Source organism: Thioclava sp. SK-1, from assembly GCF_001705665.1.
Lineage (GTDB): Bacteria > Pseudomonadota > Alphaproteobacteria > Rhodobacterales > Rhodobacteraceae > Thioclava.
This window is the reverse complement of the sequence record NZ_MDHA01000061.1, coordinates 1-26,072: the sequence shown is the minus strand read 5'-3', so window position 1 is coordinate 26,072 and position 26,072 is coordinate 1. Positions and strand designations below refer to the sequence as shown.

At 59.8% G+C, this 26,072-nt stretch carries 18 protein-coding genes, 2 pseudogenes and 1 CRISPR repeat array; of the genes and pseudogenes, 13 read left to right on the top strand and 7 right to left on the bottom strand.

Annotation, left to right across the window (positions count from 1 at the left end; genetic code table 11):
• A pseudogene (locus BFP70_RS14640) lies at positions 1-516 on the top strand (IS3 family transposase); the annotation flags it as partial.
• Here BFP70_RS14640 and BFP70_RS14635 read toward each other — a convergent pair.
• Complete coding sequence (locus tag BFP70_RS14635; RefSeq protein ID WP_066012401.1) at positions 484-1,269, bottom strand: DUF4123 domain-containing protein; 786 nt, start codon at positions 1,267-1,269, stop codon at positions 484-486. The pseudogene BFP70_RS14640 and the gene BFP70_RS14635 overlap by 33 nt on opposite strands.
• A gap of 325 nt (positions 1,270-1,594) precedes the next feature.
• On the opposite strand from BFP70_RS14635, the gene BFP70_RS14630 reads away from it, so the two are divergent.
• The 5 genes from BFP70_RS14630 (at position 1,595) to BFP70_RS14610 (ending at position 9,591) form a co-directional block, all read left to right on the top strand.
• Positions 1,595-2,227 (top strand): tyrosine-type recombinase/integrase, encoded by a 633-nt coding sequence (locus BFP70_RS14630; RefSeq protein ID WP_066012400.1) that lies wholly within the window; start codon positions 1,595-1,597, stop codon positions 2,225-2,227.
• A gap of 137 nt (positions 2,228-2,364) precedes the next feature.
• Complete coding sequence (locus BFP70_RS14625) at positions 2,365-2,943, top strand: hypothetical protein (protein ID WP_066012399.1); 579 nt, start codon at positions 2,365-2,367, stop codon at positions 2,941-2,943.
• Positions 2,858-4,309, top strand: coding sequence for a DNA polymerase Y family protein (locus BFP70_RS14620; RefSeq protein ID WP_066012398.1), 1,452 nt, complete (start codon positions 2,858-2,860; stop codon positions 4,307-4,309). The genes BFP70_RS14625 and BFP70_RS14620 overlap by 86 nt, the downstream gene beginning before the upstream one ends.
• On the top strand, positions 4,306-7,599 hold the full coding sequence (locus tag BFP70_RS14615; protein ID WP_083217535.1) for an error-prone DNA polymerase: 3,294 nt from the start codon (positions 4,306-4,308) through the stop codon (positions 7,597-7,599). The genes BFP70_RS14620 and BFP70_RS14615 overlap by 4 nt, the downstream gene beginning before the upstream one ends.
• Positions 7,600-7,770: 171 nt before the next feature.
• Entirely contained in the window at positions 7,771-9,591 is a 1,821-nt protein-coding gene (locus BFP70_RS14610; RefSeq protein WP_176715580.1) for a TniQ family protein, read from the top strand.
• A gap of 292 nt (positions 9,592-9,883) precedes the next feature.
• On the opposite strand, the gene BFP70_RS14605 is transcribed toward BFP70_RS14610, so the two are convergent.
• The 6 genes from BFP70_RS14605 to BFP70_RS14580 form a co-directional block, all read right to left on the bottom strand.
• On the bottom strand, positions 9,884-10,858 hold the full coding sequence (locus BFP70_RS14605; RefSeq protein WP_066012395.1) for an AAA family ATPase: 975 nt from the start codon (positions 10,856-10,858) through the stop codon (positions 9,884-9,886).
• Between the two features lie 41 nt (positions 10,859-10,899).
• Positions 10,900-11,652 carry a hypothetical protein gene (locus tag BFP70_RS14600; protein WP_066012394.1) on the bottom strand — a complete coding sequence of 251 codons (753 nt, stop codon included), beginning with the start codon at positions 11,650-11,652 and terminating at the stop codon, positions 10,900-10,902.
• Between the two features lie 50 nt (positions 11,653-11,702).
• The gene (locus tag BFP70_RS14595) at positions 11,703-13,181 is read right to left on the bottom strand and encodes a hypothetical protein (RefSeq protein ID WP_066012393.1); all 1,479 of its coding nucleotides are present in this window, start codon (positions 13,179-13,181) and stop codon (positions 11,703-11,705) included.
• Entirely contained in the window at positions 13,178-13,930 is a 753-nt protein-coding gene (locus tag BFP70_RS14590) for a hypothetical protein (protein ID WP_066012392.1), read from the bottom strand. The genes BFP70_RS14595 and BFP70_RS14590 overlap by 4 nt, the downstream gene beginning before the upstream one ends.
• A gap of 315 nt (positions 13,931-14,245) precedes the next feature.
• Positions 14,246-15,343 (bottom strand): AAA family ATPase, encoded by a 1,098-nt coding sequence (locus BFP70_RS14585; protein WP_066012391.1) that lies wholly within the window; start codon positions 15,341-15,343, stop codon positions 14,246-14,248.
• 711 nt (positions 15,344-16,054) lie between these two features.
• Entirely contained in the window at positions 16,055-16,831 is a 777-nt protein-coding gene (locus tag BFP70_RS14580; protein WP_066012390.1) for a WYL domain-containing protein, read from the bottom strand.
• Positions 16,832-16,930: 99 nt separating this feature from the next.
• On the opposite strand from BFP70_RS14580, the gene BFP70_RS14575 reads away from it, so the two are divergent.
• The 7 genes and pseudogenes from BFP70_RS14575 to BFP70_RS20410 all read left to right on the top strand — a co-directional run.
• Positions 16,931-18,064, top strand: a complete 1,134-nt coding sequence (locus BFP70_RS14575; RefSeq protein ID WP_066012389.1) for a hypothetical protein — start codon at positions 16,931-16,933, stop codon at positions 18,062-18,064.
• Positions 18,061-18,915 (top strand): type I-F CRISPR-associated protein Csy2, encoded by an 855-nt coding sequence (locus BFP70_RS14570; RefSeq protein ID WP_066012388.1) that lies wholly within the window; start codon positions 18,061-18,063, stop codon positions 18,913-18,915. Before BFP70_RS14575 ends, BFP70_RS14570 begins: the two co-directional genes overlap by 4 nt.
• Positions 18,908-19,993 carry a type I-F CRISPR-associated protein Csy3 gene (csy3, locus tag BFP70_RS14565; protein WP_066012387.1) on the top strand — a complete coding sequence of 362 codons (1,086 nt, stop codon included), beginning with the start codon at positions 18,908-18,910 and terminating at the stop codon, positions 19,991-19,993. The genes BFP70_RS14570 and csy3 overlap by 8 nt, the downstream gene beginning before the upstream one ends.
• Complete coding sequence (locus tag BFP70_RS14560) at positions 19,990-20,652, top strand: hypothetical protein (protein WP_066012386.1); 663 nt, start codon at positions 19,990-19,992, stop codon at positions 20,650-20,652. The genes csy3 and BFP70_RS14560 overlap by 4 nt, the downstream gene beginning before the upstream one ends.
• Positions 20,639-21,598 carry a type I-F CRISPR-associated endonuclease Cas1f gene (gene cas1f, locus BFP70_RS14555; RefSeq protein WP_066012385.1) on the top strand — a complete coding sequence of 320 codons (960 nt, stop codon included), beginning with the start codon at positions 20,639-20,641 and terminating at the stop codon, positions 21,596-21,598. The genes BFP70_RS14560 and cas1f overlap by 14 nt, the downstream gene beginning before the upstream one ends.
• On the top strand, positions 21,591-24,923 hold the full coding sequence (locus tag BFP70_RS14550) for a hypothetical protein (protein ID WP_066012384.1): 3,333 nt from the start codon (positions 21,591-21,593) through the stop codon (positions 24,921-24,923). Before cas1f ends, BFP70_RS14550 begins: the two co-directional genes overlap by 8 nt.
• Positions 24,924-25,031: 108 nt before the next feature.
• Positions 25,032-25,479: a CRISPR direct-repeat array (repeat unit 28 nt; unit sequence GCTCCCCGCCGGATAGGCGGCTGAGAGA).
• 3 nt (positions 25,480-25,482) lie between these two features.
• Positions 25,483-25,635, top strand: a pseudogene (locus BFP70_RS20410) (transposase domain-containing protein); the annotation flags it as partial.
• Positions 25,636-26,072: the final 437 nt, after the last annotated feature.

Sequence of the window (26,072 nt, the reverse complement as noted above, 5' to 3'; positions counted from 1 at the left end):
ACCGTCTGAACCAGGACTTCACGGCGACGGCGCCAAACCAGAAGTGGGCCGGGGACATCACTTATATCTGGACCCGCGAGGGTTGGTCCTATTTGTCTGTTATTATTGATCTATATTCGCGGCGTGTGATCGGTTGGGCGATCAGTAACCGCATGAAGCAGGACTTGGCGCTACGTGCCTTGGACATGGCTACAGCTCTGCGTCGGCCACCGCCTGGCTGCATTCATCACACCGATCGTGGTGCGCAATACTGTGCCCACGAGTACCAGAAGCGCCTTCGTCGTCACAAACTCTTGCCTTCGATGAGCGGCAAAGGAAATTGCTTTGATAATTCGGCTGTCGAAAGCTTCTTCAAATCCCTTAAGGCCGAGCTGATCTGGCGAAACGCGTGGCAAACACGCCGAGATGTAGAGGTCGCGGTGTTCGAATACATCAACGCTCTCTCATAACCCGCGCAGGCGCCATTCAGCCTTGGACGGAAAATCACCCGTGGCCTTCGAAAAGCTCGCCGCCTAAGATGAGCAACACACCGGAACAGAAACGGTGCAGGTCCACGGTCACCACAAAAGCCCCGTGAGCGGGCTTTAGATGGTCCATCTTCGGCGCATGTATGATATGTAGCAAACCTTCGTCCGGAGCGGGAATGAGAAAGCTAGTCACCAGTTGGCCGAAAAAACGACGGCATTTTAAATGGTCTCGAGATATCGCTTCGAGATACGCAGGTAGCGTCGCCTGCTCCCAAAACCTGAAATAAAGCCAATGACCGGCAACATCTTGCACGCGCGTGAATTTGCGGAAGTGGCGCCATAACTCATCAAACGCTGCTGGGCTGCGCAGGAAAATACCGGCTTTCCTCTCCCATAAATCCGCAGGCTGCCCTGAACGCGTGAATAAACGACGGGTCAATTCATGGTCATGTTGGAGTGCCACGAGATACGGCGCAGCATCGCCAAGCTGCTCCGCGGTGGGCCCTTGGAACAAACATCGATATTCAAGACCTGAACTGGCAAGGATCTCCACAAGCCCGTGTATAATTGCTGCGTCGATTATCGCGTAGGTCTTTAGAGAAGGATCGGAGCCATCGCCAAACAGCCTAGTCATCACGTTGTCGGGAACACAAACCTTTGGAAGAGTGCCGAATTGCGCATCTAGAGGTTCTAACTCTGCGAGCGTTTCCACCTGAAGACTTAAAGGCGGCCGGCTATGCTCATTTGTACTGCGCACGTCCCGCAGGGTCAGCCAGTAATCGTCTTCTTCGCTAGAAATCATGTGCGCAACATCAAATAGAAATTTAAAATTGCTAATTGACTAATAGTTTCATCGACTAATTGCACGGCATTTTTGCGTTTCGACTGGCTTGACTGGATCAAGTGTTAGGTCTTTCTGTTGCCAGAACCGGTCATTCGTGGGGCCGTGAACGAATGTCGCCTATGGGCCGAACGCGTCGATAGGTTGGCGCGGCCCTCGTATCGGGCTGCTGCACCGCGGCATGCTTTGTTCGACTTGATCGCCTTTAAGCACGGCGAGTGTGCTATGATCGGGTGTCGGCAAGCTGCCGAGAACGTGGTGGGCGTGGTGGATGGGAGTAACCACTATGCCAAACACAAACCTGCCTGCCATTCGCGCATGCCGCCCAGCTTGGAACAAGGGGCGGATCGTCGGCCAGAAGCGACCGCTTGCACCGAAACACGTATGGGCGATCCGGGTTCGCCTTGAGATCGCGCAGAAAATCCGAGAGCTGGCGCTATTCAATCTTGCCATCGATAGCAAGTTGCGGGGCTGCGATCTGGTGAAGCTGAAGGTCGCCGACGTCTATGCAGCCGGACAGGTTAAGCACCGCGCTTCAATCATCCAGAGCAAGACCCGGAAACCTGTCAGCTTCGAAATCACCGAAGGGACGCGGAAAGCCCTCGCGACTTGGCTCGAGGATCCCCTAATGATCGGATCGGAACATTTGTGGCCTGGCCGCTTCCACGAGCGCCTTCATATTTCCACGAGGCAATACGCCCGTCTGGTGCGTGAATGGGTGACCTCAATCGGCCTAGAGCCGAGCGCATATGGCACCCACTCCATGCGGCGGACCAAGGTGGCGCAGATATACCGCAAAACCGGCAACCTGCGCGCGGTTCAGCTTTTGTTGGGCCATACGAAAATGGATAGCACAGTGCGATATCTCGGTGTTGAGCTCGAAGATGCGCTGACCATCGCGGAGGCGGTAGAAATCTGAAGACATTGGGCCGTCGTAACAGACGGCCCTATCCGGACATTCGCAAAGCACATCACAAACGTCCGCTTGCACAGCACGCATCATCATGACGCGACACCATCCTTGGAGTTGCAGGGCTTTGGCCTTACAATGCCCCGATGCGCCCCTCTTTGAAACCTAAACCCTTCTTACGGTCGACACGGGTCCACGAAGTCTGTGGACCTGCGGCCTTTGCGTTTGCGGCGCTATGTGCCGGCAAGCAGGCGCTTTGGATCAGGGAGGCATGGCTGGCAGATATTGTTTTGCCGCAGGGGATGGAGATCTATGGCGCGCCATCGGGCATCCTTCTCGCGCGGCCTGCCAGTCAGATTGACGCGCTGGCTGTGGCCGAAGAGGCACTGAAAGACGGGGCGGCGCCCTTTGTCATCCTCGAGATCACCCGACCGCTCGATCTACGCGAAGGGCGCAGGCTGCAACTGGCGGCGAAAGCAGGCGGCACGACGGGGTTGTGCATCATCCCCGAGGGCATGGGGTCGAATGCTGCCGAGACCCGTTGGCGCGCGACGCCAGTTTTTGATCCGGATCGGGAAGACTCGACTCTGATGCGCTGGGAAAGTATCAAGAACAAATCAGGAACACTTGGAGTTTGGTATGTTCGCTGGGACCCGCAGACGCATCATCTGCATGTGGTTCCCCCGGTTGGCCTCCAACCGGGTTCTGCGGGGCTGCCCGAGTGAGACCCCTTTTGCACTGATCCGGAAGGACGCGAATGCCGAACGCCTTTATTGCCTGAACGAGGCGGCGCAATCGCTGGGCCTGCATCGGGGCATGAGCCTTGCCGATGCCCGCGCGCTTTGCCCCGATCTGCGCAGCCAGCCCGCGCGCCCCGACCTGGATGCGCGGTTTCTGGGCGTGCTGCGCCGCTGGGCGATGCGTTACTGCCCTTGGGTCGGGCGCGAGGGCGAGGATGGGCTGGTGCTGGATGTGACCGGATCGACCCATCTTTGGGGCGGCGAAGAGACGATGCTTGGGGATATGCGCGCGGCTATGGCGCGGGCGGGTGTCGCGCTGCGGCTGGGTCTTGCGGCCACGCGCGGCGCGTCCTGGGCGCGGGCGCATTATGGCGAAGAGGCCGATCTGGCGCAGCTGCCGGTAGCGGCGCTGCGGGTCGACACAGAGACCGTCACCGCGTTACAGCGGCTTGGCCTGCGCACAATCGGCGATCTGCAAGGCGCCGCCCGCGCGCCGCTGGCCCGCCGCTTCGGGCTGGAACTGCTGTTACGGCTGGATCAGGCGATGGGCGCGGTGCCCGAGCCTGTCACCCCCGAAGCCGAGCCGCCGCATTACGCCACCCGCATGACCCTGCCCGAACCGATCGGGCTCGTCACGGATGTGATGGGTGTGACCGAACGCTTGCTGAAGCCGCTTTGCGCCAAACTTCTGGCGCAGCATATGGGCGCGCGGCGGCTGACGCTGACGCTGCGCCGCGTCGATCAGGCCAGCCAGCAGGTGGAGCTGCGTCTGGCCGCGCCGATGCGCGATGCCGCCCGCATCCTGCCCCTGTTCCAGCGCGGGGTCGACACGGTCGATGCCGGTTTCGGCATCGATATGATGCGGCTGGAAGCCGTGCAGGTCGAACCGCTGGCGGTGCAGCAGATCGGCAGCGCCGACCATAGCGCGGACCAGTTGAACGATCTGATCACGCGGATCGGCACACGGATCGGGCTGGAGAATATCCAGCGTTTCCAGCCGACCGACAGCCATATCCCTGAGCGCAGCTTTCTGACCGTGCCTGCCACCCATAGCCTGCCCGCCAGCGGCTGGCAGGTGCCGCGTCCACGCCCGATCACCCTGTTTCCGCCCGAGCCGATCATGGCCAAGGGGGCAGAGCCGCCCGCGCGCTTTCGCTGGCGGCGGATGGCCTTTACCACCGGACGCGCCACGGGCCCCGAACGGATCGCGCCGGAATGGTGGCGCGAGGATCCGGCATGGGCATCAGGCCTGCGCGATTACTGGCGCATCGACACGCGCGAGGGCCGCAGGCTGTGGCTGTTTTACACGCCGCAAAAGCCCGGCTGGTATGTGCAGGGAGAATTCGCATGAATTATGCCGAACTCTGCGTGACCTCGAATTTTACTTTCCTTACAGGGGCCTCCCACCCCGAAGAACTGGTTCTGCGCGCCACGGAACTGGGGCTTCAGGCCATTGCAATCACCGACCGGAATTCTCTGGCCGGGGTCGTGCGGGCCTATTCGGCGCTCAAATCCCTGCGCGAGGAACTGACCGAAAGCTTGCGGGTGCGGTCGTCACATCAGGTGGATAGCTGTTCGCGCCAAGAGGTCGGCCTGCCGCAGGACCTGCCCGTGCCCGAAACCCTGCGCCTTCCTAAACTGATCGTGGGGGCACGGCTGGTGTTGCGCGACTGTCCGGTGGATTGGGTCGCCCTGCCCACCGACCGCGCCGCCTATGAGCGGCTGTCACGCCTGTTGACATTGGGCAAGCGGCGGGCGGAAAAAGGCGGCTGCAATCTGGATCTGGCCGATCTGGAAACGGGCTGCCGCGGGATGATCCTGATCGCGCTGCCGGATGCGAATCTTTCGCCCGAACCTTTGCAAAAGCTGGCACGGCGCTATCCCGGCTATGTCTTTCTAGGGGCCGCGCCGCGCTATGATGGCTCCGATCAGGCATGGTTTCGCGCCTGCGCCGCGCAGGCTTTGCGCTGCAACACGCCGATGGTGGCGGTGGGTGATGTGCTGATGCACCGCGCCGCCCGCCGCCCGCTGGCCGATGTGCTGACCTGCCTGCGCGAGGGGATTACCATCGACCAAATCGGCACGCGGGCGCTGTTGAATGGCGAACGCCGCCTGAAGGGCGCGAGCGATATGGCGCGCCTCTACCGCCATCATCCGGCGGCACTCAAGCGCACATTGGAGATAGCGGGGCGCTGCAGCTTTGATCTGTCAGAGCTTCGCTATGACTATCCCGATGAGGGGACGATGGGCGAACCCCCGCAGGCGCGGCTGGACCGGTTGGCGCGCGAGGGGCTGAAACGCCGCTATCCGCAGGGCGCGAGCGAGCGGGTGCATCTGCTGATGGCCAAGGAACTGGGCACCGTGGCGGAACTTGGCTATGCCCCCTATTTCCTGACCGTGCATGATATCGTGGCCGAGGCACGGCGTCGCGGCATCCTGTGTCAGGGGCGCGGCTCGGCGGCCAATTCGATCCTGTGCTACCTGCTGGGCATCACCGATGTCTCCCCCGATATGATCGGCATGGTGTTCGAGCGCTTCATCTCGCGCCACCGCAAGGAGCCGCCCGATATCGATGTCGATTTCGAACATGAGCGCCGCGAGGAGATCATCCAGTGGATCTATGACCGCTACGGCCGCGAGCGTGCGGGGCTTTGCGCTACCGTCATCCATTTCCGCACCCGCGCCGCCATCCGCGAGGTGGGCAAGGTGATGGGCCTCTCCCAAGACCTGACCGCACGGCTGTCGGGCGATATCTGGGGGCAGTCGAATGGTGGGGCGGACCCCGACCGCGTGCGGGCGCTGGGGCTTGATCCTTCCGACCGGCGGCTGGGGCTGACACTGCACCTGATCCGCGAGATCATCGGCTTTCCGCGCCATCTGAGCCAGCATGTCGGCGGGTTTGTGATCACGCAGGGACGGCTCGATGATCTGTGTCCCATCGAGAATGCCGCGATGGCGGGGCGCACCTGTATCGAATGGGACAAGGATGACATCGACGCGCTTGGCATCTTGAAGATCGATGTGCTGTCTTTGGGCATGCTGACCTGCCTGCGCAAGAGCTTTGATCTGCTGGCCGAGCATGAGGGGATTCACCACACGCTCGACACCATCCCGCAGGAAGACAAGGCCACCTATGCCATGCTGACCCGCGCCGATGCGGTCGGGGTGTTTCAGGTGGAAAGCCGTGCGCAGATGAATTTCCTGCCACGAATGCAGCCCAAGACCTTCTATGATCTGGTGATTGAGGTCGCCATCGTCCGCCCCGGTCCCATTCAGGGCGGGATGGTCAAACCCTATATCCGCCGTCGGCAGGGTCTTGAAGCGCCCGAGCCCTTCGGCCCCGAACTGGCGGCCGTGACACATAAAACGTTGGGTGTGCCGTTATTTCAGGAACAGGCCATGCAGATCGCGGTGATCGGCGCGGGCTACAGCCCCGAAGAGGCCGACCGGCTACGCCGCTCGCTGGCGTCCTTCCGCCGCATGGGCACGATCGGCGAGCATCGCGACCGTTTTATTCGTGGCATGACCGCGCGCGGCTATAGCACGGAGGTGGCCCATGCCTGTTTCGCCCAAATTGAGGGCTTTGCCGATTACGGCTTCCCCGAAAGCCATGCGGCAGCCTTCGCCATGCTGACCTATGTCTCGTCTTGGCTGAAATGCCATCACCCGGCGGTCTTTACCTGTGCTTTACTGAATTCCCAGCCGATGGGGTTCTATGCGCCCGCGCAGCTTGTGCGCGATGCCCGCGAGCATGAGGTCGAGGTCCGGCCCATCTGCGTGAACCATTCTGGCTGGGACAATAGCCTTGAACGCCGCAGCGACGGGGCGCTGGCTCTGCGGCTGGGGTTCCGGCAAATCAAGGGGATGCGGGCCGAGGATGCTACTTGGATCGTGGCCGCGCGCGGCAATGGCTACCCCGACCCCGAGGCGCTGTGGCTGCGCGCCGGGATCGCGCCTGCGGTGCTGGAACGGCTGGCCGAGGCGGATGCGTTCAGCGGCATGGGGCTCAACCGCCGCGATGCGCTTTGGGCCGTGAAGGCGATCCGCGCGCCTGCGCCGCTGCCGCTATTTTCCGACCCGCTTGATGGCGAGGGGCTGCGCGAACCTGTGGTGGCGCTGCCGCAGATGCATCTGGGCGAGGAGGTGGTCGAGGATTACATCGCCACCCGCCTGACGCTGCGCGCCCATCCGATGGAGCTATTGCGCCCCGCGCTCCCCGGCCTGACCCAGCATAGCGATCTGATCCGCGCGCCCTTGCAGCGCGTCACCGTCTGCGGGCTGGTCATAACCCGCCAGCGCCCCGGCACGTCATCGGGTGTCGTGTTCCTGACGCTGGAGGACGAGACGGCGGTATGCAATGTGGTGGTCTGGCCCAAGATCTACGCGACCTTTCGACATGCGGTGATGGGCGGGCGGCTGTTGCGCGTGAGCGGGATATTACAGCGCGAAGGCATCGTCACCCATGTCATCGCCAGCGGGATCGAAGATATCTCGGCGCGGCTGTCCAACCTTGGCCACCCGATGGGCGCGATCGTCGGTCAAACCCACCCGCCCGCCGATGATGCCCCCCGCCCGCGCCGCACGGCCCACCACCCCCGCGAACAGGCCAAACGCCTCTTCCCCAGCCGCGATTTCCATTAAAGCTGCCGTTCATGATGATCGCCGCGAAAGTCCTGTTTCCGCCCTTCTTTCCTTGCAGCACGATTTGAATGAATTTGATGACACTTCCCAGGTCAGGTGTGCGTTTACGCCTTGGGACGGCTGACATCACGAGGTATGAAAGAGAATCATTTTTTCTCTTAGAACATGCCCTTGCTCAAGAAACTTCCACTGACCGTCGCGCCTCGAGAGCGCGAGACTTTGCCCTCATTTTTCTCCCGTATGGCCGCGTTGCAGGGCACCGAAGTCTTCGGGTTCGCCATGGATATCGGGATCAACTTCAAGCGGATCGTGGATCGCGACCCGGAGGCGATCGCCACTTTCGCCGCCCGAGCCGGTCTGACCGATGATCAGCTTGCGGAGCTTTTGTCCTGGACAGGAGAGCGCATAGGGGATGTCCGCATGCGCTATCGGGGCGAGGTGATGGTGTCGCGGGCTTTGCGCAACCCGATCATCCGTGGTTGTCCGATCTGTCTGCGCGGCGACAGCAAGGATGAGCGACCGCCTTTGCGCAAGATGGTCATGCAGGGCAGTTGGCTCTGTCGCGGTGTCCATGTTTGCGTGGAGCATAAGCACATGCTGGTGTCGCTCTGGCAGGAGACCACACCGATTGTGCGGGAAGATATCGGCGCCCGCCTGACCGTGATCTGGCCGGATCTGCGCGACGGTCGGCTGGATCAGCCGCTGATCGAGCCGACACCCTATGATCGCTGGCTTGATGGCCGCCTGTCGGGGCGCGGGGATCAGACATGGCTGGCGGGGCAGTCGCTCTTTGCCGCGATGACATTTTGCGGATTGCTAGGGGCAGAACTCCAGCGCGCTCAGGGTCTGGCAGAGGATGATTGGTCCGCCAGAGCGCTCGGCTTCCGATACGCCTCGGCTGGCCCGATTGCGATCGAGGACGCCTTCACCATCCTGAGTACGGCTGACGATGGAGATCCGGATGTAAGCCGCCGCGCCTTTGGCGCCCTGTTCGACAAGCTCGAATATATCTATCGCGACGATCCGGACTTCGATACGTTTCGTGCGCTTCTGCGCGCGCATGTCATCCGGATGTGGCCGCTCGCCGCAGGTGAGCCCCTGCTCGGACAACCTCTTGAAGAGCGGCAGGTTCATTCGCTTTTGAGCGCTTCGCAAGAAATGAAGATCGTTCCGGGACTTCTGGACGCGCTTCTGACCGAGGCCGGTGTTTTTGCGGAAGGCGATCAACGCCTGCCATCACGCAAAATTTTCGATGCGCGGATCCATGCAGACCTGCTGGACGAGATCGCGACCCGGGTCGGGCCGAAGGCCATGCGCGACGGCATAGGGGCAACACTGACGGAATTCAGGGCCTTGGTGGCAGAGGGCGTGTTGGTGCCGAGATCGAAGCTCGAGACGGTCAAGAACCCTTGGCACCTTCCTGATGGCTTGGCGCTGCTGCAAGATCTGGAACATCCGGCGACGCCGCTGCCTGCTGGAGCATCCGGCTGGGAAACCATCCACCTTGCAAGCAAACAGGTGGGTCTGCCAGTTGCGCGGATCATAGCCGCGATCCGCGAGGGGCGCCTCCAGCCCAAGAAGCGGCCGGAGGTCTTTGGCTATCATGGGATCGTCGTCGAGCTCGCCGCTCTGGAAGGGCTCCAAGAACCGCTGACGGCTGCAGCAGCTTTTGCCCGCTCGATCGGGCTGAGGGACTATGCGGCCTTCACCGTGCTGATCGAAGCGGGCCGTGTTCCAGCCACTCAGGTCAAAAGCGTTAAAACCGCGCGCTTGCAGTGGATGATGTCGGATACGGAGATCACGGCTTTCCGACAGCGATTCGTAACGCCGACGATGATCACAGAAGAGACGGGACTGCATCGCAATACCATCTTCGCGGTGTTTTCGGCGGCGAGCGTGACGCCATTCCGGCCGGATGGGTTGGATGCGGGGCCGATCTATCTGCGGAACGAGAGCATGCCTGCCATCACGGATTATCTGGCCAAACGCTAAGCACGATGCCCTGAAAATAGTTCTTGACAGGGGGGTGCATGGAAAAACGCCATTTCGTGCAAGCTTATGGTGCATTGGCAGCAGCTGCCAATGTACCATAAGCTTGCACACCCAGTTGATTCGGCGGCTCTGCTGCGCATAAATATCTCATGTATTTCAGATGCTTGCCGTGGGGCGCTCTTCGCCGCAAGGCATAAGCATGCACAGTTGACACATAAGCATGCACAGCGGCGGCCAAAAAAAGGGCCCGCAATGCGAGCACTGAAACGTCCATACCCGTATTGGCCTGCCGCTATCCGTCCAGCACCATCTCCATGAGTTTGCCGCCGTTGATCATGTCGCGATAGCCGGGTGCGGTGAAGGGGCACAGGCCCTGAGGCAGGCGGGAGTTCTGGGCATAGGCCTCGGAGAATATTTCGACCGTGGCGGTCTTCCGGCTGCGAAGTCTGCACAAGCCAAAGGCGCGGATCAGCAGCTCGATGACGAGGCCCCACCTGGAACCGCAAGCAAAATCGAGGCGCTGCAAAAAATCGACGTCAACAAGGTCTTCGACATCGATATCGGCGCGTTCGGCATAGGTATAGACGAGCTTGTTCAGTTCGATCATGTCCGGATCCCTTGTCGGATCCGCGAATCTGCCCAGGTGGATCTCATCGAAATGAATGTGGGAGAGGAGATGGGCGATCTGCTCTTCAGAGTTCACATGACTGGCCAGAACCGGGACGCCTGACAGGATGAGCATCAATGGCCATTCCGGTTCCTTCATCAGCGCCTTGAAGCGGTCGAGGAGCTTTTCGTTGGACTTTGCGCCCGACGTAAAGGCGTGTTGGCATTCGTCATAGTAGAGGCCGATGACGCCCTGTTCGCGGCATTGATGGCGAACCATGTTCCAGAGTTCACCCTGGGTGCGCCGGGGGTTCGCGGGGTAACCGAGAGCTTCGAGCGTCTTGTGACCCAGATCCTTCCAAGTGACCGACCCATCCAGCTTGCAGTAGATAATCTTGCCAACCTTCCCGTTGGGCATTTCCGTCATGCTGGCGTTGAATTCCTCCACAAGCCGGACGGTCTCCGAGGTCTTGCCTACCCGCGATTCCCCAGTCACCAGCAAGCCGCGTGCTTCGAAATGCCCGCCGATTGAGGCCTTGACGTAGTAGTCGTGCAGGCAGTTTTCGAAAGCTTCGCGGAGCTTTGCTGCGCGCGGGAAAGTATAATGGCCGCGCTGCAGGGCAACCGATGCGTTGACGCGGTTCTGGTCGATGAAACCCATGGGTATCCTTGAATTGTTGGACGTCGTTGAGATGGCGGTAGTTACGAGAGCTCGCCCTTCTCGGCGGGGCGGCCGAGCCTGACAGGGGTTTCCGAAGGCAGGTTCTCCGCCTTGGGCTTCGAATTCTTGGTTGGTATTGTTGGCATAGAGGACGGCTCTGCAGGCTCGTGGTCGATGAGGCTTGCTCCGCCGAGTGGCAGGATCCCCGGGCCCGAGATCGCGGTGGCCAGAGTACCTGGGGCGACCGTGTCGATCGGCACGTGCGTGGTGACCAGCCGAGACGAGGCAAACAGGCTCTTGGCCTTCTTGCGGGCTTCACCCACGTTGACATAGCTCCTGGGCAGCCGTCTCTCGACGCCGATTTTCTTGAGCTGATCCTGTCTCTCGAGGCGAACCTTTGCGATCCGATCTTCATAGAGCGTTGTCAACTCAGGGTTTTCGCGCCGGTACTGCGTCATCAGCTCCAGGAATTCGGACACGGTCAGATCGGCGAAGACGGTCGTCTGGAGTGCCAGTCTGTACGGCTCCGGATCACGCGGAAACACTGCGGTTGCAAAGCTCAGATCGTCCGGGTCGATGTAAACGGTGACCTTGCCCTGGTGGTGTTCGCGGGCGGCCTGGAATTTGTCTGACGAATAGAAGAGGCCTTCAAGCACACGCACACCCTCATCGTTGGGCTGCAACTTGAATGGCCAGCCCAAGTGGACGCGACGGAGGTCTTCATCCAAAAGACGAAATGTCTCCCTGGTCTCATTCAGTTCTTGATAGACCTCTGCTGGGCGGCGCCCGCTCATCCCGACGCCCGTGTGTTTCAAGGACGGGTACTCGTCGATGAAAAACTTGGTCAGGATTTCATAGAGAAGATCGATGTCAAGGACGCCTGATTTTTTGGCGTCATATTCGGGCAGCTCTCCTGCTTTGCGACCCGTGTAGCCGTGAAGCCGTGAAGCAGTTTGAACAAGACGGATTCGGTGGTGCCGAACATGCGCTCGACATAGGGCTTGTCAGCTGATGCGTAGGCCCGCACATCGGTATTCGCCGATGCGATCCCCATGAGCGCGGACTTGACCTGCGCATTACGCAGGCCGGTACCGTTGTCGTTGCGCACCATGCCGAGCCCCATGGCCGGCATAGCCTCGCCCTCGCAACCGTAGATGCGCCTCTCTCGGGTCTTGTCGCGCGTTGCCATCCGCAGCAGCTGCATCGTCGCTTCGGCTTTTGGCTGGTCGCTGACAACCCAGGCCAGCGGCATGCGTGTTGCGACATCGATCATGACAAGGATGCTGAGGCGGCTGCGGATCTCGTCATCCGCCCATTCCATAGCCTTCTTCATTTCTTCAGACAGCGTATGCCAATAGCCTTTAGCCTTGGCCGAGGTAATCAGGGACGCCCGACATTCGTCCATCTCGCAGAATTCGCCGATCATGAGCGCCCGCACGTCAGAACTGCCGCGGCCCCGCTTGTTGCGCGCGTGGCGCTCGCCCTTCGTCGCGACCATGTATTCGGTCGGCGTGAGCAGCTCCTTGCGGTGACGAAGAACGGATTGATGGGATGGGACCGGGAGCGCGGGGAGGTCGTTGAGCGCCCGCTGCCGGTTTTCCCTGTTGATCAGCGCTGCAAGGTAGCCATGCACGTTCGCCACCGACGGTCCCTTGAGATCCAGGCCGATCTCCTCCCACGCCTCTGTCATGAGTTCTTTCAGACGCAGAGGCAGACGTGGCGTCTCGTTGCCTTTGAGGTGGTCCAGCGTGGCAAGCCCTGCGATGACATCATCACCGTCCTGAAGGCGCTGGTAAACCTCGTAATACTTCTTCAGCGTCCGCCCTTGATAGAGGAACCAGCCTTTCTGCTTGCCGCCTTTCAACGTGGCCGCACCAAGATGCACACGCTGTCCGAAAAAGGCTTCGACGAGCTGACGCAAAAACTTCCGGTTGGCGGGCTCGTTCAAGGTGCCGATTGAGATCCGGAAGTCCTTATCGCCCTCGACAATAGTCCGGTGCTGATGCAGCTCGTCAATCGCTCTGCATATTGCGAAGTGGAAACGGCCATAAGTCTGTTGCTCATCGGAGAGTTGGGCCGCAACGCTCAGACCACCCAGCCTGAGCTTGGCACTTCCCTCCGGCAACAGCTGCGAAGGGGCGAAAGTCACGGCGCCGGATTTCATCAATTCGACGAAGGACGAGAACCCGAGGATACTCATCTGGCCGCCCATCGGGTCCGCCAGCTCATAGCCTTGCGAACCGACCTTGCGGAGCAGGAGGTCGCGCCCCTGGACCACGATTTCGGTTCCGGCTTCGAAGTTGTAGCGAGGCGCGATTGTCATGACGCAACCTCGATGCGCGACCATTCCGCGACCACATGGTCAAGGTTTGCGGTCAAGGCGCCGCGTGCGATCAGGCGATGGCAAGATTTGAAGACCGTCTTCTGCGGCAAATCGAGCAGCGGGAAAAGATCACGCATCAGCCAGAGCGCGCGATGATTGCGGGCGGTCCAGAGCACGACGGCGTCGATTTCAGGATCGGGTGTCTGGATGGCCTCATGCAGCCGGAACAGGTTCTCCCGTCGCTGCCGTGAGTAGCGGCCAGCATCGACGATGATCATGCTGTCTGCAGCGCTCGAGGGTGTCGCCGCTTGGATCGCTTCGATCTCGCGCCGCGTCCGAGGCTTTTGCAGACTGTCGGAGTTGCGAACGAAGATGAGCGTGCGCCGTCCATCCACGAAAGTGGCAAGCAGGTCATGCGTATAGCTGGGACCTTCGCGGTCTCCAGGACGCAGATAGACTTTCAGCGGCTGGAATTGCAGATCATAGAGGAGAGGCGAGAGCAGCAGCTCGTGGGCGACGGCGGCCTCGGCCGCGCTTTCAGCGATGCCGACCTCAGGCCGGTGATCATTGGCCGCGGTCCGGTAGGTCATCCACACCCGATGCGAGCTCGAGCTCCGGAAGCCGGGATTGCGCACGCCAGTGAAAGGCAGGACGCCGTAGATCGGCCCGAGTGTGATTTTGGACTGCCTGGGCAGCTCCGCCGGCGAATAGTTCCAGCTGTCATGATCAATAGTCTGATCGTCAGACATGACATCTCCGTTCCCGAAAACAGCAGTGTTTCGGGTCTAATTCTGTTTCTCTTGATGAGGCCACGTCGTTCTTGCCACGCCCGAACTCTATCGTTAGCGTGGCAGCTGTGCTGATATGACAGGACCTCTGCGTCTTGTGCCCGTGCTGGGCTAAATTTTGAAATGACCCATCCGGACGCGGCGCCCGGTAGGTCATGTGCTTATTTTCCGGCAAGTGGGTGAAAATCCCAATCGAAAAAGCTCCACCCATGTGCCGGAAATGTGGATAACTCACTCAAGTGACTGATTATCATGGATGAATCGACGTAGCTCTGGTCAATGGAGCAGCGGTCGGCCCTGTTGGTCGGATCCAAGATCAAGCATCCGTTTGACGATCCGGATATTGATCTGCTGGCCCGCCCCGAATGCCTCAGCCAACGCGGTCGTGATGGCCGCGGTGATGAACGGGGAAAACTGCCGCTTCTCGGCCTCGCGCAGGACGAGATCATTGATCTGCCCCAGCGTGGGAGACGGCACGTTGACGACGCGGATCCGCGACAGAAGCGGTTCCGGTAGGCCGTGCAGGCTATTCGATGTGAAGACCCAATTGACGAAAGACATATCGAACTGGTTCTGGAAATAGGGGCAGGTCCACCGGCTTGCCGTCAGCTCTTCGAGCAGCGGTAGGAGGGCATTGGGAAGACTGAAAGCCCGTCCCATGTCAGATTTGGGCGTGCCGGATTTTTCAATTTCGTCAATGATGACGAGCGGATTTGCAACCTGTCTCATCAGCATCAGGCCCACGAGACGGCCGGGGCCGGCATTTGCCCAGCCGCGTTGACTTCCTACCAGCCCGAAACTGGCATTCTCGCCTGTGGCATCCACGATCATGTCCGGCGTTTCCAGTAGCTGCGCGAGACGGCGTGCCCATGCGCTTTTGCCGATGCCCGGCGGGCCATCGAGAAGAATGGGCGCGAATTTGGCGCCGGGCATGCCACCTGCCAGGTTGCGATGAAGGCTGCGCCAGACATGTGTTGTCGCTTCCGAAATCCAGGGAAACTCCGCATGAAGTTCAGCTGCGATCTCGTCGATATGGTGCGCCGATCGCAGGTCGAAGATTTCGGCGCCATCGCGACAACCCTCCAGCATCTCACGGTCTTCTCGCGACAGACGGGTTGGCTCGACTTCCTTCAGATGGTGGCGGTGGATCTTCTGCGCCCATCGCCGGATCCGGATCTCGAGCGCTTTCGGGAGCTCATTCTGCGGATAATGCCATAGTTCATTATAGGCGGCGCGCTCTTCCTGTGGAATGCCATCGGAAATCTGCCGCTTGTCCTGCAAGGCGGTGTAGAATTTTTTGAGACGCTTGATGATAGCGGCCTCCTCGAGCGCGGGATCGGTCTGTTTGCTCAGGATAAAGCGGATTCTTGGCATGAATGGGGTCTTTCGTCATAGCTCCGCCAGCCGCCATGACGGCGGTCATGCGGGCAGAGCCTCGATTACAAAGGGGATGTCAGACTCGCCGCGCGTCCTGGATCGGTCATCGTCGGGGATGTACGCGGCTATGCAAGAGCGGCGTTATGCGCGGAGAGGGATCATGGTCATAGTTAGGTACTCGGTAAACAAAAACATCGGGGACCGCACTGGCGTGAACCAAACGGTAGGCCCTTCGGTGATGGCTCCTGCCACAGTTGGATGAGCATGGGAATAGGGGTCATGCCATTGATTTTAATGTGAAAAAACGAGTTTATTCATTATTTTCAGGAGGCCGATGCCTGAAGGACGCCAGGCATGCCCTCTAGATATGGGGCAGCCCCAACAGACCGCATCTACTTATAGGTTACACCTTGGCAGCATTCTCAGGCTACCGTGGTCTTCGAGGCTTTTTCCAAACATCGAGAAATCTGATTTTCGCATTTTTCGTGCAAGAAAACGTGGTGCGTCTCGCTATTGGAGGGGACGATGGAGGCGAGAAGAGGCACTCTTAGGGCTTCTCAGCCATCGTTCATACTGAGCTGACTGTGCCGAATCGAGGGGCTGCATGAATGTCGCCGTCCTGAAGAAATTGCGAGCTTCGTGGCAAGGTGCGCTTTGAGGCGGGCGTAGTTTTTACCGGAAAGGCGAGGCGCGGACCTTCGTCGTTGCTTACGGCCTACGCATGACGCGAACGGGAGGAGAATACGCCTCGTCCATTTCGTCGATAAGATATTGGACGAGGGGCGTACGGACCCGAAAACTCCGCGATCCACTCGCATCTAGGCCGAAGTCGAGCTTAACACCTTCTGACGTCGCATCCGTCGCCTTGACAACTAGCGTCTCTTGGCAGCGCCAAGCTTCGTCTTGATGACCGTCGATGAACACGGAGCCAACGTCAGCAGTAGTCTTTGTAATCCGCGACAATACGAAATCAGCGAAATCGTTACGGGAATGATCAAATGCGCGGATGTGAAGGCGCCCCGCGATCTTGATGAGCGTATGCGGCGAAATGGTACGTCGGCTATTTTGACGCCGCGAGTGATAGTCGATGGAGAGCGGAGTTTTGGTTTTTATGGACCGAATGATTGCGCGTACGATCGACGGTTCGGGGGCTTCACGCAGGATTTCAATGTTAAAAAAACGGGTGCCACTAAAACAATCTTCCAGCCAACGCTCAAGGCTTGGCGTGCTATCGAAGATAGGTGTTCTGGGAAGTTCGTTCATTGGTGTCAGCCTTCCGCCCTGCAGTCTGCCGTCAGCGCTGCGTGCGAAGACCACACCGCTGGCTCTCTGGTAGTGGTCAGCGAAGGTAACCTGATGGCGCGAGGCGCTTGGTTCTGACAGCCCATAGCGCTGGCAGTAAATTGCCTTCTCAGAGGCGCCAAAGGCGCCTCCGTACAAGAGGCAGGCCTCGATCCATCCGAAATAATAGTCATTTCTGGCCAAGATAAAAAATCCTTCATTTTGAAACTTCTTAAAAACAGGTAATTGCCCTTATTCCTAAGCCGCGCCTAAGCTCACTTCAACTTTGAAGTGAGGTGCGAGATGAATGAGATTTCCCCGCCGGATACCTCTAGAGACCCGAAAAAAGATCAGCTTCTTTCCTTTAAGGCAACGGGGCGCCCGCTGGCTCTGAGCGAGGTTCATGGTGAATTCACGCGGATGCGCGACGTGCTCGATAAGCCGCTGACCGCTGCAATAGCGACGACGATCACCGCCAAGAGCGGCAGCCATTTGCTTAAACTGGTCAGCCCGCGCGTGGACGGCGATCATGCTGTTTTACGGATAGATCCACCGCAGGCAAACCGCCGCGCCTCGATCCTGCCTTCGGTCAATGCACCGGATATTCCATTTTGCAAGGTTGTCTTTCGGCCGCTTGAGGTCGCGGGGAACGCGCCGATGAGCGTTGTTGATCACATCCTTAATCCGGTCGAGGACTCGTCGGCGTTACTTGCTGATTTTGGGCGGGTGTTTGGGGCGGATGTGCTGGATGCATTGCGCGCGGGCCTCCTCAATCCGGCAAAGGTGCCGCTCAAACTTGGGGCTGGAGAATTCCCGATTATTTTTGTCCCGCGTGCAGGTGGTGGGGATCTGCAGATCACCCCGGTTTCTCCTGCTTCGACCTTCATGGGCATTAAGCGCGTATCAGACGCTTATTTTTTGCCGAAAACCGCTGATAACCCGCATCCGCTGCGGGCTCGCTGGACGAAGCAAGCCGTTAGTTCAAAGCCACAGAATATCTCGGGCGCGATCGGTGGTCCGCGTTTGCGGTTCATGGCCTCCATGCCGACCGTCATGCAGCAAGCCGAGGCAGAGCTGCACCGATTTGCCCAAGGCGGCGGCTTTCCGCGTTGGCGGGAAGACGGGATCGATAGGCAGGTTCTCGGCTATGCTCAAGCACTTGATGCTGATCGCACGTATAACAATGCCGATACGCGTGCAGCCCTAGACAGCCGGGCCGATCGATTGATCCGCGAGGCGCATCAGTTCATCGCCGATATCATCGCTGAAGCCGAAGCAATGGCGCAAGGCAGAGCGCTGATGCCGCCAGCCATTGCGCAGGTTTTGCTCCGGCGGAGCTGGAAAAAGGACGAAAGAGACGTGGCGATCCAAGCCCTGTCTAGCCCTCATTTCACCGACAGGGTCCGGAAAAGCGGGCTTGAGGAGGAGCTTCAATGAACGAGTATCGCGATTTTTTCCTGATCAAGGATTTGCGCGCGGTGCGCGTCAATCTGATGATGAACGATTTCGCGGCAGGCTTGCCCAGCCCCTTATCATTCTTGGGGCTTGCTGATCTCTTGGCGCGCAAGCTGGGCCTTGCCGCTTGGAGCGCACGCGTTCTGCCGATTTTGCATCGGGTGGATGTCTCGCAAGGGCGGTCCAAGCCCGAGATGGAGAATAAGTCCGGCGTTTTTGAGCCCATCGAGACAATGGAAGATTTGACCGGGTCGGTCCATGTGTCGCTTTTGCTTCATCTGCCCGGCTGCGACAGCGAGAGTGCCCTGCGCGCCCAGATGCAGGGGCGGCGCATCGCGGGCGGCCTGATCCAGAACGAGCAGATATCGGTGCAGGCGGTGACGCCGGATGGGTCGGCATTTCGGAGCCTGAGACGCGGCTATGCCATGCTACGCCCCGCTGAGGCGGCGCGGCGTTATATTACCTCTGGTGACACGACCCCCGAACAACCGAGCCTCGCGCATCTGGCTTCGCTGCTCTATCCGCCCGAACGGCCGGAGGGTTTCGGCTGGATCGTACCTGCAGCGGTCGGCTATCGCTTACTTGAGGATCCGCAGACGGTTCCCGCGCGTATCCGGACGCGCAGCAAAGACATCCCGCATGTCTTCGCCGAGCCGGTCGTGGGCATTGCCGAGCTTGTCTCGGTGCGCAACAGGCGACTGACAGGTCTCAGCCATGCCGAACTTGGCAACATCCTCTGGTCATGGGAGGCGCGCGGCGATCTCGTGCTGGGCCATTCCGACTATCATCCCGATTCTTCCCAACATTCAAAGGAGCTTATCTCTCATGGCTAAATCCCCCAATGCGCTTTCCCTTGAAACCGGCATGCTGGCCTTTGCGCGGTCTGTGCAGATCACTGAGGGGCTTTTCTATGCCACTAACGCGGCCAAACCCGATCTGCGGACGCCAATCGAAGTTCTTGAAAAAGGGGTGCGCGGCCAATCGTCCCAGGACAAGGCCAAGAACCCCGGCCTGAGTAATCCGCAATCGGTCGAATATGCGATTGTACCGCAGGGCCATGATGGGGTGCGTCTGGAATTTTCGGTGCGGTTCATGCCGCTGTCCTTGCGCCCGCACGCGTGCAACAACACTGATGTCGGGGCGGCTTATGAGCGGCTCGCCGATGCCTATCGCACGCGCGGTGGCTATAGTACTCTGGCGTTGCTCTATGTCTGGAATATCGCCAATGCACGCTTCGCATGGCGCAACCGCTTCCAGTCTGATGCGATGACGGTCACGGTCCGGCTTGGGGCGGAAACGCTTGTCTTTGATCCGTTCCGCCTGTCGCTTGAAACGCCAGCCACCCGCGACGATCTGAGCGCCGCTTTGGTCACGGGCGATGGCGCGACGATTGACGCATTGATCGCAGGCGTGGCGGGAGGCTTGTCGAACGAGAGTGACGCGGGCTATGTCGTGAAGGTGGCTTGGGATGCGGCGATGGAGCCCGCACAAGAGGTCTTCCCCTCGCAGGAATATGTCCGCGAAGAAAAAGCGGACAAACAACTCAGCCGTGTTTTCGCCAAATTGCCCACATTCTATGCCGGGCGTGAGCTGCAACAGGCCTCGATGCATTCGCAAAAGATTGGTGCAGCCCTGCGCCATATCGATATCTGGCATGGCAGTGACGCGCACGATGGTCCGGTCGCGGTGAACCCTTATGGCGGTGTGCAAGAAACCAGCGCCGTCTTGCGTGATCCGAAATCCAAGCGGTCCTTTTACGATCTGCGCGCCAAGGCCGAGGTGCTGATTTCAGGGCTGGAAAACCCGACGCTTGATGGTGAAATCTCGGGGGATGCGCACTTCGTCATGGCCAACCTGATCCGCGGGGGCGTTTTTGGCGCCAGCAGCAAAAAAGCGGAAGCCAACGGATGAGCGCGCCAAACCCATCCCTCGCCACCGGGCAGGGGCTTTGTCTTGCGCAGGCTCGCCTTTTGATCCGCCCCGTACGGGCCGCGATCGAACTTGGGGCCGGTGCCGATGTCCTAGCCACGGGGCTGCGGGCGGTGCATCACGTCAACCGCCATGGCACGCCCGACGATTTTATCGCCATCGCCTTTCCGCAGATGCGCATGGGTCGCGAGACGATGCAGCCCGGCAATGACCTAGAGCTACTGGGCTCCGAGACCTCACTGGCAGCGTTTCTGGCGTGTGACGGGGCGCGGACCCTGCACAGGCGCGGGATGATCGAGGCCCATGAGATCAGTGAGAGCTATGCAGAAATCGGTCAGGGCGGGGCCGCCTATATCCGGGATCGCGCCTGCGAAAAGTACACCCCAGGCTGGTTGCGGCGCAGTGCCGCAAGGGCCGAACGGCGCGGAAAGCCGCTGGGAAAGCAGGTGAAACCCCGCGCGAATGACACCAAATCTTTGGTGCTGCAGCATGGGGATGCAGTTTTGCATATCCGAGAGGTGCTGGGGGTCTATAGCGACGCGCCGTTAATGGTCTCGACATATGGCCTCTCGGGGGCGGGGGCGCCTGCGATCCTGCCGGTCTATGCCGATGCGCTGGGTGAGGCGGATGATGCAGCATAAAGGCGGCCCACGTCTTCTGGTCACCGATCGGGAGGGCGCGCTCTATCTTGAGCGCGCTCGGGTGGATGTCGAGGGCGATCGGGTTGTATATCACATCACTGATGACGAGATGCAGCGGCATTTCAACATCCCACATGTGAATCTTGCGGTGCTGTTTCTGGGGCAAGGCACATCGATTTCGCAGCCTGCCATGCGGCTTTTGGCCGAAGAAGGGGTGCATGTTGCGGTCACCGGAAGCGGCGGTGCGCCTTTGCATATGGGCAGCTTGACCACCTATACCGCGACCCGCCATTTTCGGGCCTTGTTGCCGATTTATCTTGATCCCGCGCTTTCGCTGTGCGCGGCCAAGGCAGTGATGCGCGACCGTCTCGTGCGAATGCGCGAGTTCGGCGCAGCCGGTGCGCAGAAATACCTGCGTCAACGTGAAACCCAGCAGCTGAGCAAACTTTGCGCCCGGTTCAATGAGACCCTTGCGCAGGCGGCGGATGTGCAGCAGCTTTTGGGGTATGAAGGACAGTTCTCAAAAGCCTGCTATGCGGAATTTGCGCGCTACGCGGGCCTTGGCAAAGAGACTCCCTTTCGGCGCGAGGCGGGCACAGGGGGCGAAGCGCAGGATGTGGCTGGGCGGGTCAACAGGCTGATCGATCACGGGAATTATCTTTGCTATGGCATGGCGGGGGCGGCACTTTGGGCGCTTGGTATTCCACCGCATATGAGTGTGTTTCACGGCAAGACGCGCGCCGGTGGGCTGGTGTTCGATCTGGCCGACAGTTTCAAGGATGCGCTGGTTTTGCCTCTGGCCTTTTCCTTGGCCAAGGAGAAAAACCTAAGCGAAGCCGAACGCGTTTTCCGGGCGCGCCTGATCCAAAGTTTTGATGACCGCGAGGTCCTAAAGCTGGCGATTGCCAGTGTCGAGCGGATGTTGGAGGCGGCGTCAGATGCGTGAGATCATCGCGGTGTGCCGCTCGGAAAAGCGCGCACGCGACCATGTGGCGCGGGTGCTTGATCGGTATTTCTGGCGGATTGGCGACCGAACTTGGCGCGGCAAGGCTACCAATGCCTGTCTTGATCGGGTGACCAATGAATTGCGCAAACGCGCGACCCGCAATACCGCAGTGGTCATCCACGAGATCCGCAGCGCTGCGGAAAGCCGGATACCGATCATCCGGATCGGCGCACGCCATGCCTTTTCCGCCGAGGGGTTTGTCCCCGTCGCCTTGCATCCTGCCCGGCATCGTGCGGGGGCGGCCCGCAGCCAAGCCGAGCGGTCTTCGGTGGCGGCGCTGGCGATTGCGGCCTTGTTCCATGATCTTGGCAAGGCCTTTGCCCTGTTTCAGGGCAAGCTGCGCCGGGCCCTCAACGGCGCCAAACCCGAAGGGGACGCGGTGCGTCATGAGGTGATTTCCGCGGCCGTCTGGGATCATCTAGTGGGATCTTTGGCCGATGCAGCCTTGATCGAAAAACTGCAATCCTTGACGCCTGCGAAGATCGACGCCGCTTGCGTGGAGGTGCAAACGCCACTTCTGCGTCTATTCGAGAACCAGCGCTCTGGACAAAAACCGCTTTTGCCTTTTGATTTTCTGGGCCATACGGGCGCATTATCCTACACTATCGGCCTCTTGATCCTGACCCATCATCGGCTTCCCGGTGCCGATAGTGACCATGTCAGCCTTGTAGCCGATCGCCATCTCCGAGCAGAGAGCCCACTGAGTGCTGCAGATCTTTGCCTGGCACCGGGTCAGCCATTTTGGCACATGCCTTGGTGGGGGGCAGCGATTGCGCGTGAGGCCGCAAAGCTGCAAGCCCTCAGCCCGATCAGCAGTGCCGACATTGGCCTGCGCGCGGCGCTGATGCTGGCGGATCACCACGGATCGGCGAAAAAGCAGCCGGAAATCGAGATCGCGGATCATCTGGCCAATACCACACGCGTCGATGGTCTGTCCTGCCCCGCCGATAGCCTTTCACGGCATATTCAGCGCGTCTATCGCTACAGCCGCTTCTCGCATGATCTGCTCTATGCGTTCCGCGAACGATATCCGGCCTTGGCCGAGGCGGATCTGCCGCCTGCCGTTGCGCTTCCCGATGTTTCTCACGTGGCACGCTTTGCATGGCAGGCCGAGGCGGCCCGCGCTGCCCGCAAGCTTTGCGCCGAGCGTGAAGGCGGCTTTTTTGCGGCCCTTCTTGCGGGCACTGGCAGCGGCAAGACCCGCGCCGCGCCCACCATCATGGCCAATGCTGCTCTGGGCGATGCGCGCCTCGATCGGCGATATTTTCGTGTCAGTCTTGGGCTGGGACTGCGCGTTCTTGCCAAACAATCCGCGCAGGATTACGTCGATGATCTGGGGTTCAATGCGCGCGATATCGCGGTAATGGTCGGAGATCCGCCGCTGGATTTTGACGCGACCGATGACAGCGCGGCGGATGGCTCAGAAAGCTTTATAACTTTGCCAGAATGGCTACGGGTCGAGTGCCCCGAGAATCGTATTCCGCCCGAAGGGGATGCCGCCGAAGCACAATGGCTGGCGCGCCTTTCGCTGGACACTGATCGCGGCCTGCCGGCGTTTCTTTCAATGCTTCTGGAAGAGCGTTCCGAAGCCGGGAATGCCACGAAACGTTTCCTTCAAGCCCCTGTCGTGGTGGGCACAGTGGATCACCTGATGGGGGTTGCATCCCCCACAAGTTCGCGTTTTCTGCTACAATCTCTGCGGGTGATGACGGCAGATCTGATCCTCGACGAGATTGATCAATATGATGGCGAGGATCTGGCAGCCATTGCGCGTCTTGTTTATCAGGCCGCGGCTGCGGGGCGGCGTGTGATGGCCATGTCTGCGACCCTGACCCCCGATATCGCCGAGGCGCTGTATCTGGCCTATCGCAGAGGCTGGGCAGAACATGCCCGCGCCACTGCGGCGCCCGATCACGTCAACCTTCTGTTGGCGGGCGATGCGCCGCAATCCATCTGCACCAACGCGGGCGGTGAGGATATTGGCCCATTGTTGGCGCACTGCCGTGCCGCGCTGCTGGCAGGGATCGCGCAGGCTCCGGCGCTGCGCCGTGGCGCCATACTACCGCCTTGCGAGACTTGGACGGATCTGGTTGCCCAGATTGATGAGGGGGCCACGAGGCTGCATAATGAAAACGCGGTGATGCTGGACGGGCTGCGGGTTTCGGTCGGATTGGTGCGCATGACCCGCATCGCGCATGCGGCCTCCTTGGCTGTGCAGCTTCCCTCAGGGGGTCTTCATGGCCAATTGCGGTTGATGATTTGTCTTCACTCACAGATGCCTCGCCTTCATCGGGCCTATATCGAGATGCGCCTCAAACGTGCGCTGACTCGAAAAGTACAGGCACTGGGTTGTGACCCGGAAGTAAATCTGCGGACGCTTTGCCATGAATTCGATATTTTCGGACAGGCGAATGCGCTCGGCGCGAGCGATGTTCAGATTGTTTTGGTCGCCACCCCGGTGATCGAGACCGGAAACGATATCGATTTTGATTGGGCCATCCTAGACCCGATTTCAACCCGCTCGATCATTCAATCCGCAGGCAGGGTGCGTCGACATCGACCGCCAGTCGGGCTGGGGGCCAATATTCTCATCCTTGGGCGCAGTCCGATAGCGATGCAAGGGAATGTGCTGGCCTATCCCGGCGTTGAGACGCCTTGTGCCGAAGAGACGGGCGTATCTGTAACCGACGCCCTGTGTGGTTGTGAACGCCGAAACTTCAAAGATTTGTCAGGCGCCGTCCGCTTCGACACAATCACCGCCGCACCGCTTTTGTCCGAGGCCGATCCCTTCCCATTGCGCGATGCCGAGGCCTATATGCGGCAGCGTATGATCTCGACGAATGCCCTAGAGCCGCTTGGGAAATATCTTTCTCAGTCAACAGCGCGGTGGAACATGCGAATAACCAGATCGCGCAAGTTCCGCCGTAGTGACACTGCCGAGATCGAGTATCTTCAGTTAGGCGAGAGCGAAGAAGATGCGAGATGGTTCGTTAACCTGACACCGTTTGCGAAGGGAACCTGCCCCATCGAGGCACAGGGCTTGGCGCATCCGGTTATCGGCGTGGCCTGTTTGTTCCCAAACCTGACCCGATTGGGCTGGGCGGCATTGACGGGCGGAGGACGAGACATGACCCCAAACGACAGGAAGTCCCTCTTGCGATGCACAATATCCAACTACGGCGAAGGACTGGAACCGCGATTGACCTATACCGAGTTCACGGGCTTCACCCGAGGAAGATCGGAAGATCTTTTTTTGCCTTTCTAATATTCTTAGGTATAACAAAGCCTTGGATGTGCTCTTTGAAAAGATGGTCTATAGGCGTTTCAGCGATTAATTCGTTGATACGAAAGGGTTTCCCTGCCAAGATGTACCGCTCCCCGCCGGATAGGCGGCTGAGAGACCGACGGCTGCACCGAAGCGTGGGCCGAAAACGCTCCCCGCCGGATAGGCGGCTGAGAGAAAATGCCGACGATGTCCTGATAGGCAACCAATGCTCCCCGCCGGATAGGCGGCTGAGAGACCGTAGGTTTCAATCCCCGTGCTGATCGCCCGGCTCCCCGCCGGATAGGCGGCTGAGAGATCTGGTGACAGAGGTGACATTCCCGGACGGCTGCTCCCCGCCGGATAGGCGGCTGAGAGACTGTTTGGCACCGCCCAATAGGGTCATATTGCGCTCCCCGCCGGATAGGCGGCTGAGAGATACTGACCCAGATAACATTCCCGAACGGTTGCGCTCCCCGCCGGATAGGCGGCTGAGAGACTTCTGCGCGCGCCATTCGAGCCGAGCAAAATGCTCCCCGCCGGATAGGCGGCTGGCGTCGCTTGGGGCCGCGTTGCATCGCTGATCGAGACCTGCAAGATCAACGGCATCGAGCCCTTCACCTATCTCAAGGCAACCCTGACCGCCATTGCCAGCGGCCACCCACAAAGCCGTCTCGAAGCACTGCTGCCCTGGAACTTCAAGCCGTCAAGTTAGCCCGACCGTGATGTCCAGCGACCGCTTACCCTTAAGACGGATCGCCGGGCGAGCGCCCGAACGCAATGGCATTGCCCGGCGGCGGCGAACCTCAAAATCGGTGATTTCGGCCGACTTTTTAAACAAAATCCGCCCTTCTTTCCGTGCCGCACGATTTGAATGAATTTGATGACACTTCCCAGGTCAGGTGTGCGTTTACGCCTTGGGACGGCTGACATCACGAGGTATGAAAGAGAATCATTTTTTCTCTTAGAACATGCCCTTGCTCCAGAAACTTCCGCTGACCGTCGCGCCTCGAGAGCGCGAGACTTTGCCCTCATTTTTCTCCCGTATGGCCGCGTTGCAGGGCACCGAAGTCTTCGGGTTCGCCATGGATATCGGGATCAACTTCAAGCGGATCGTGGATCGCGACCCGGAGGCGATCGCCACTTTCGCCG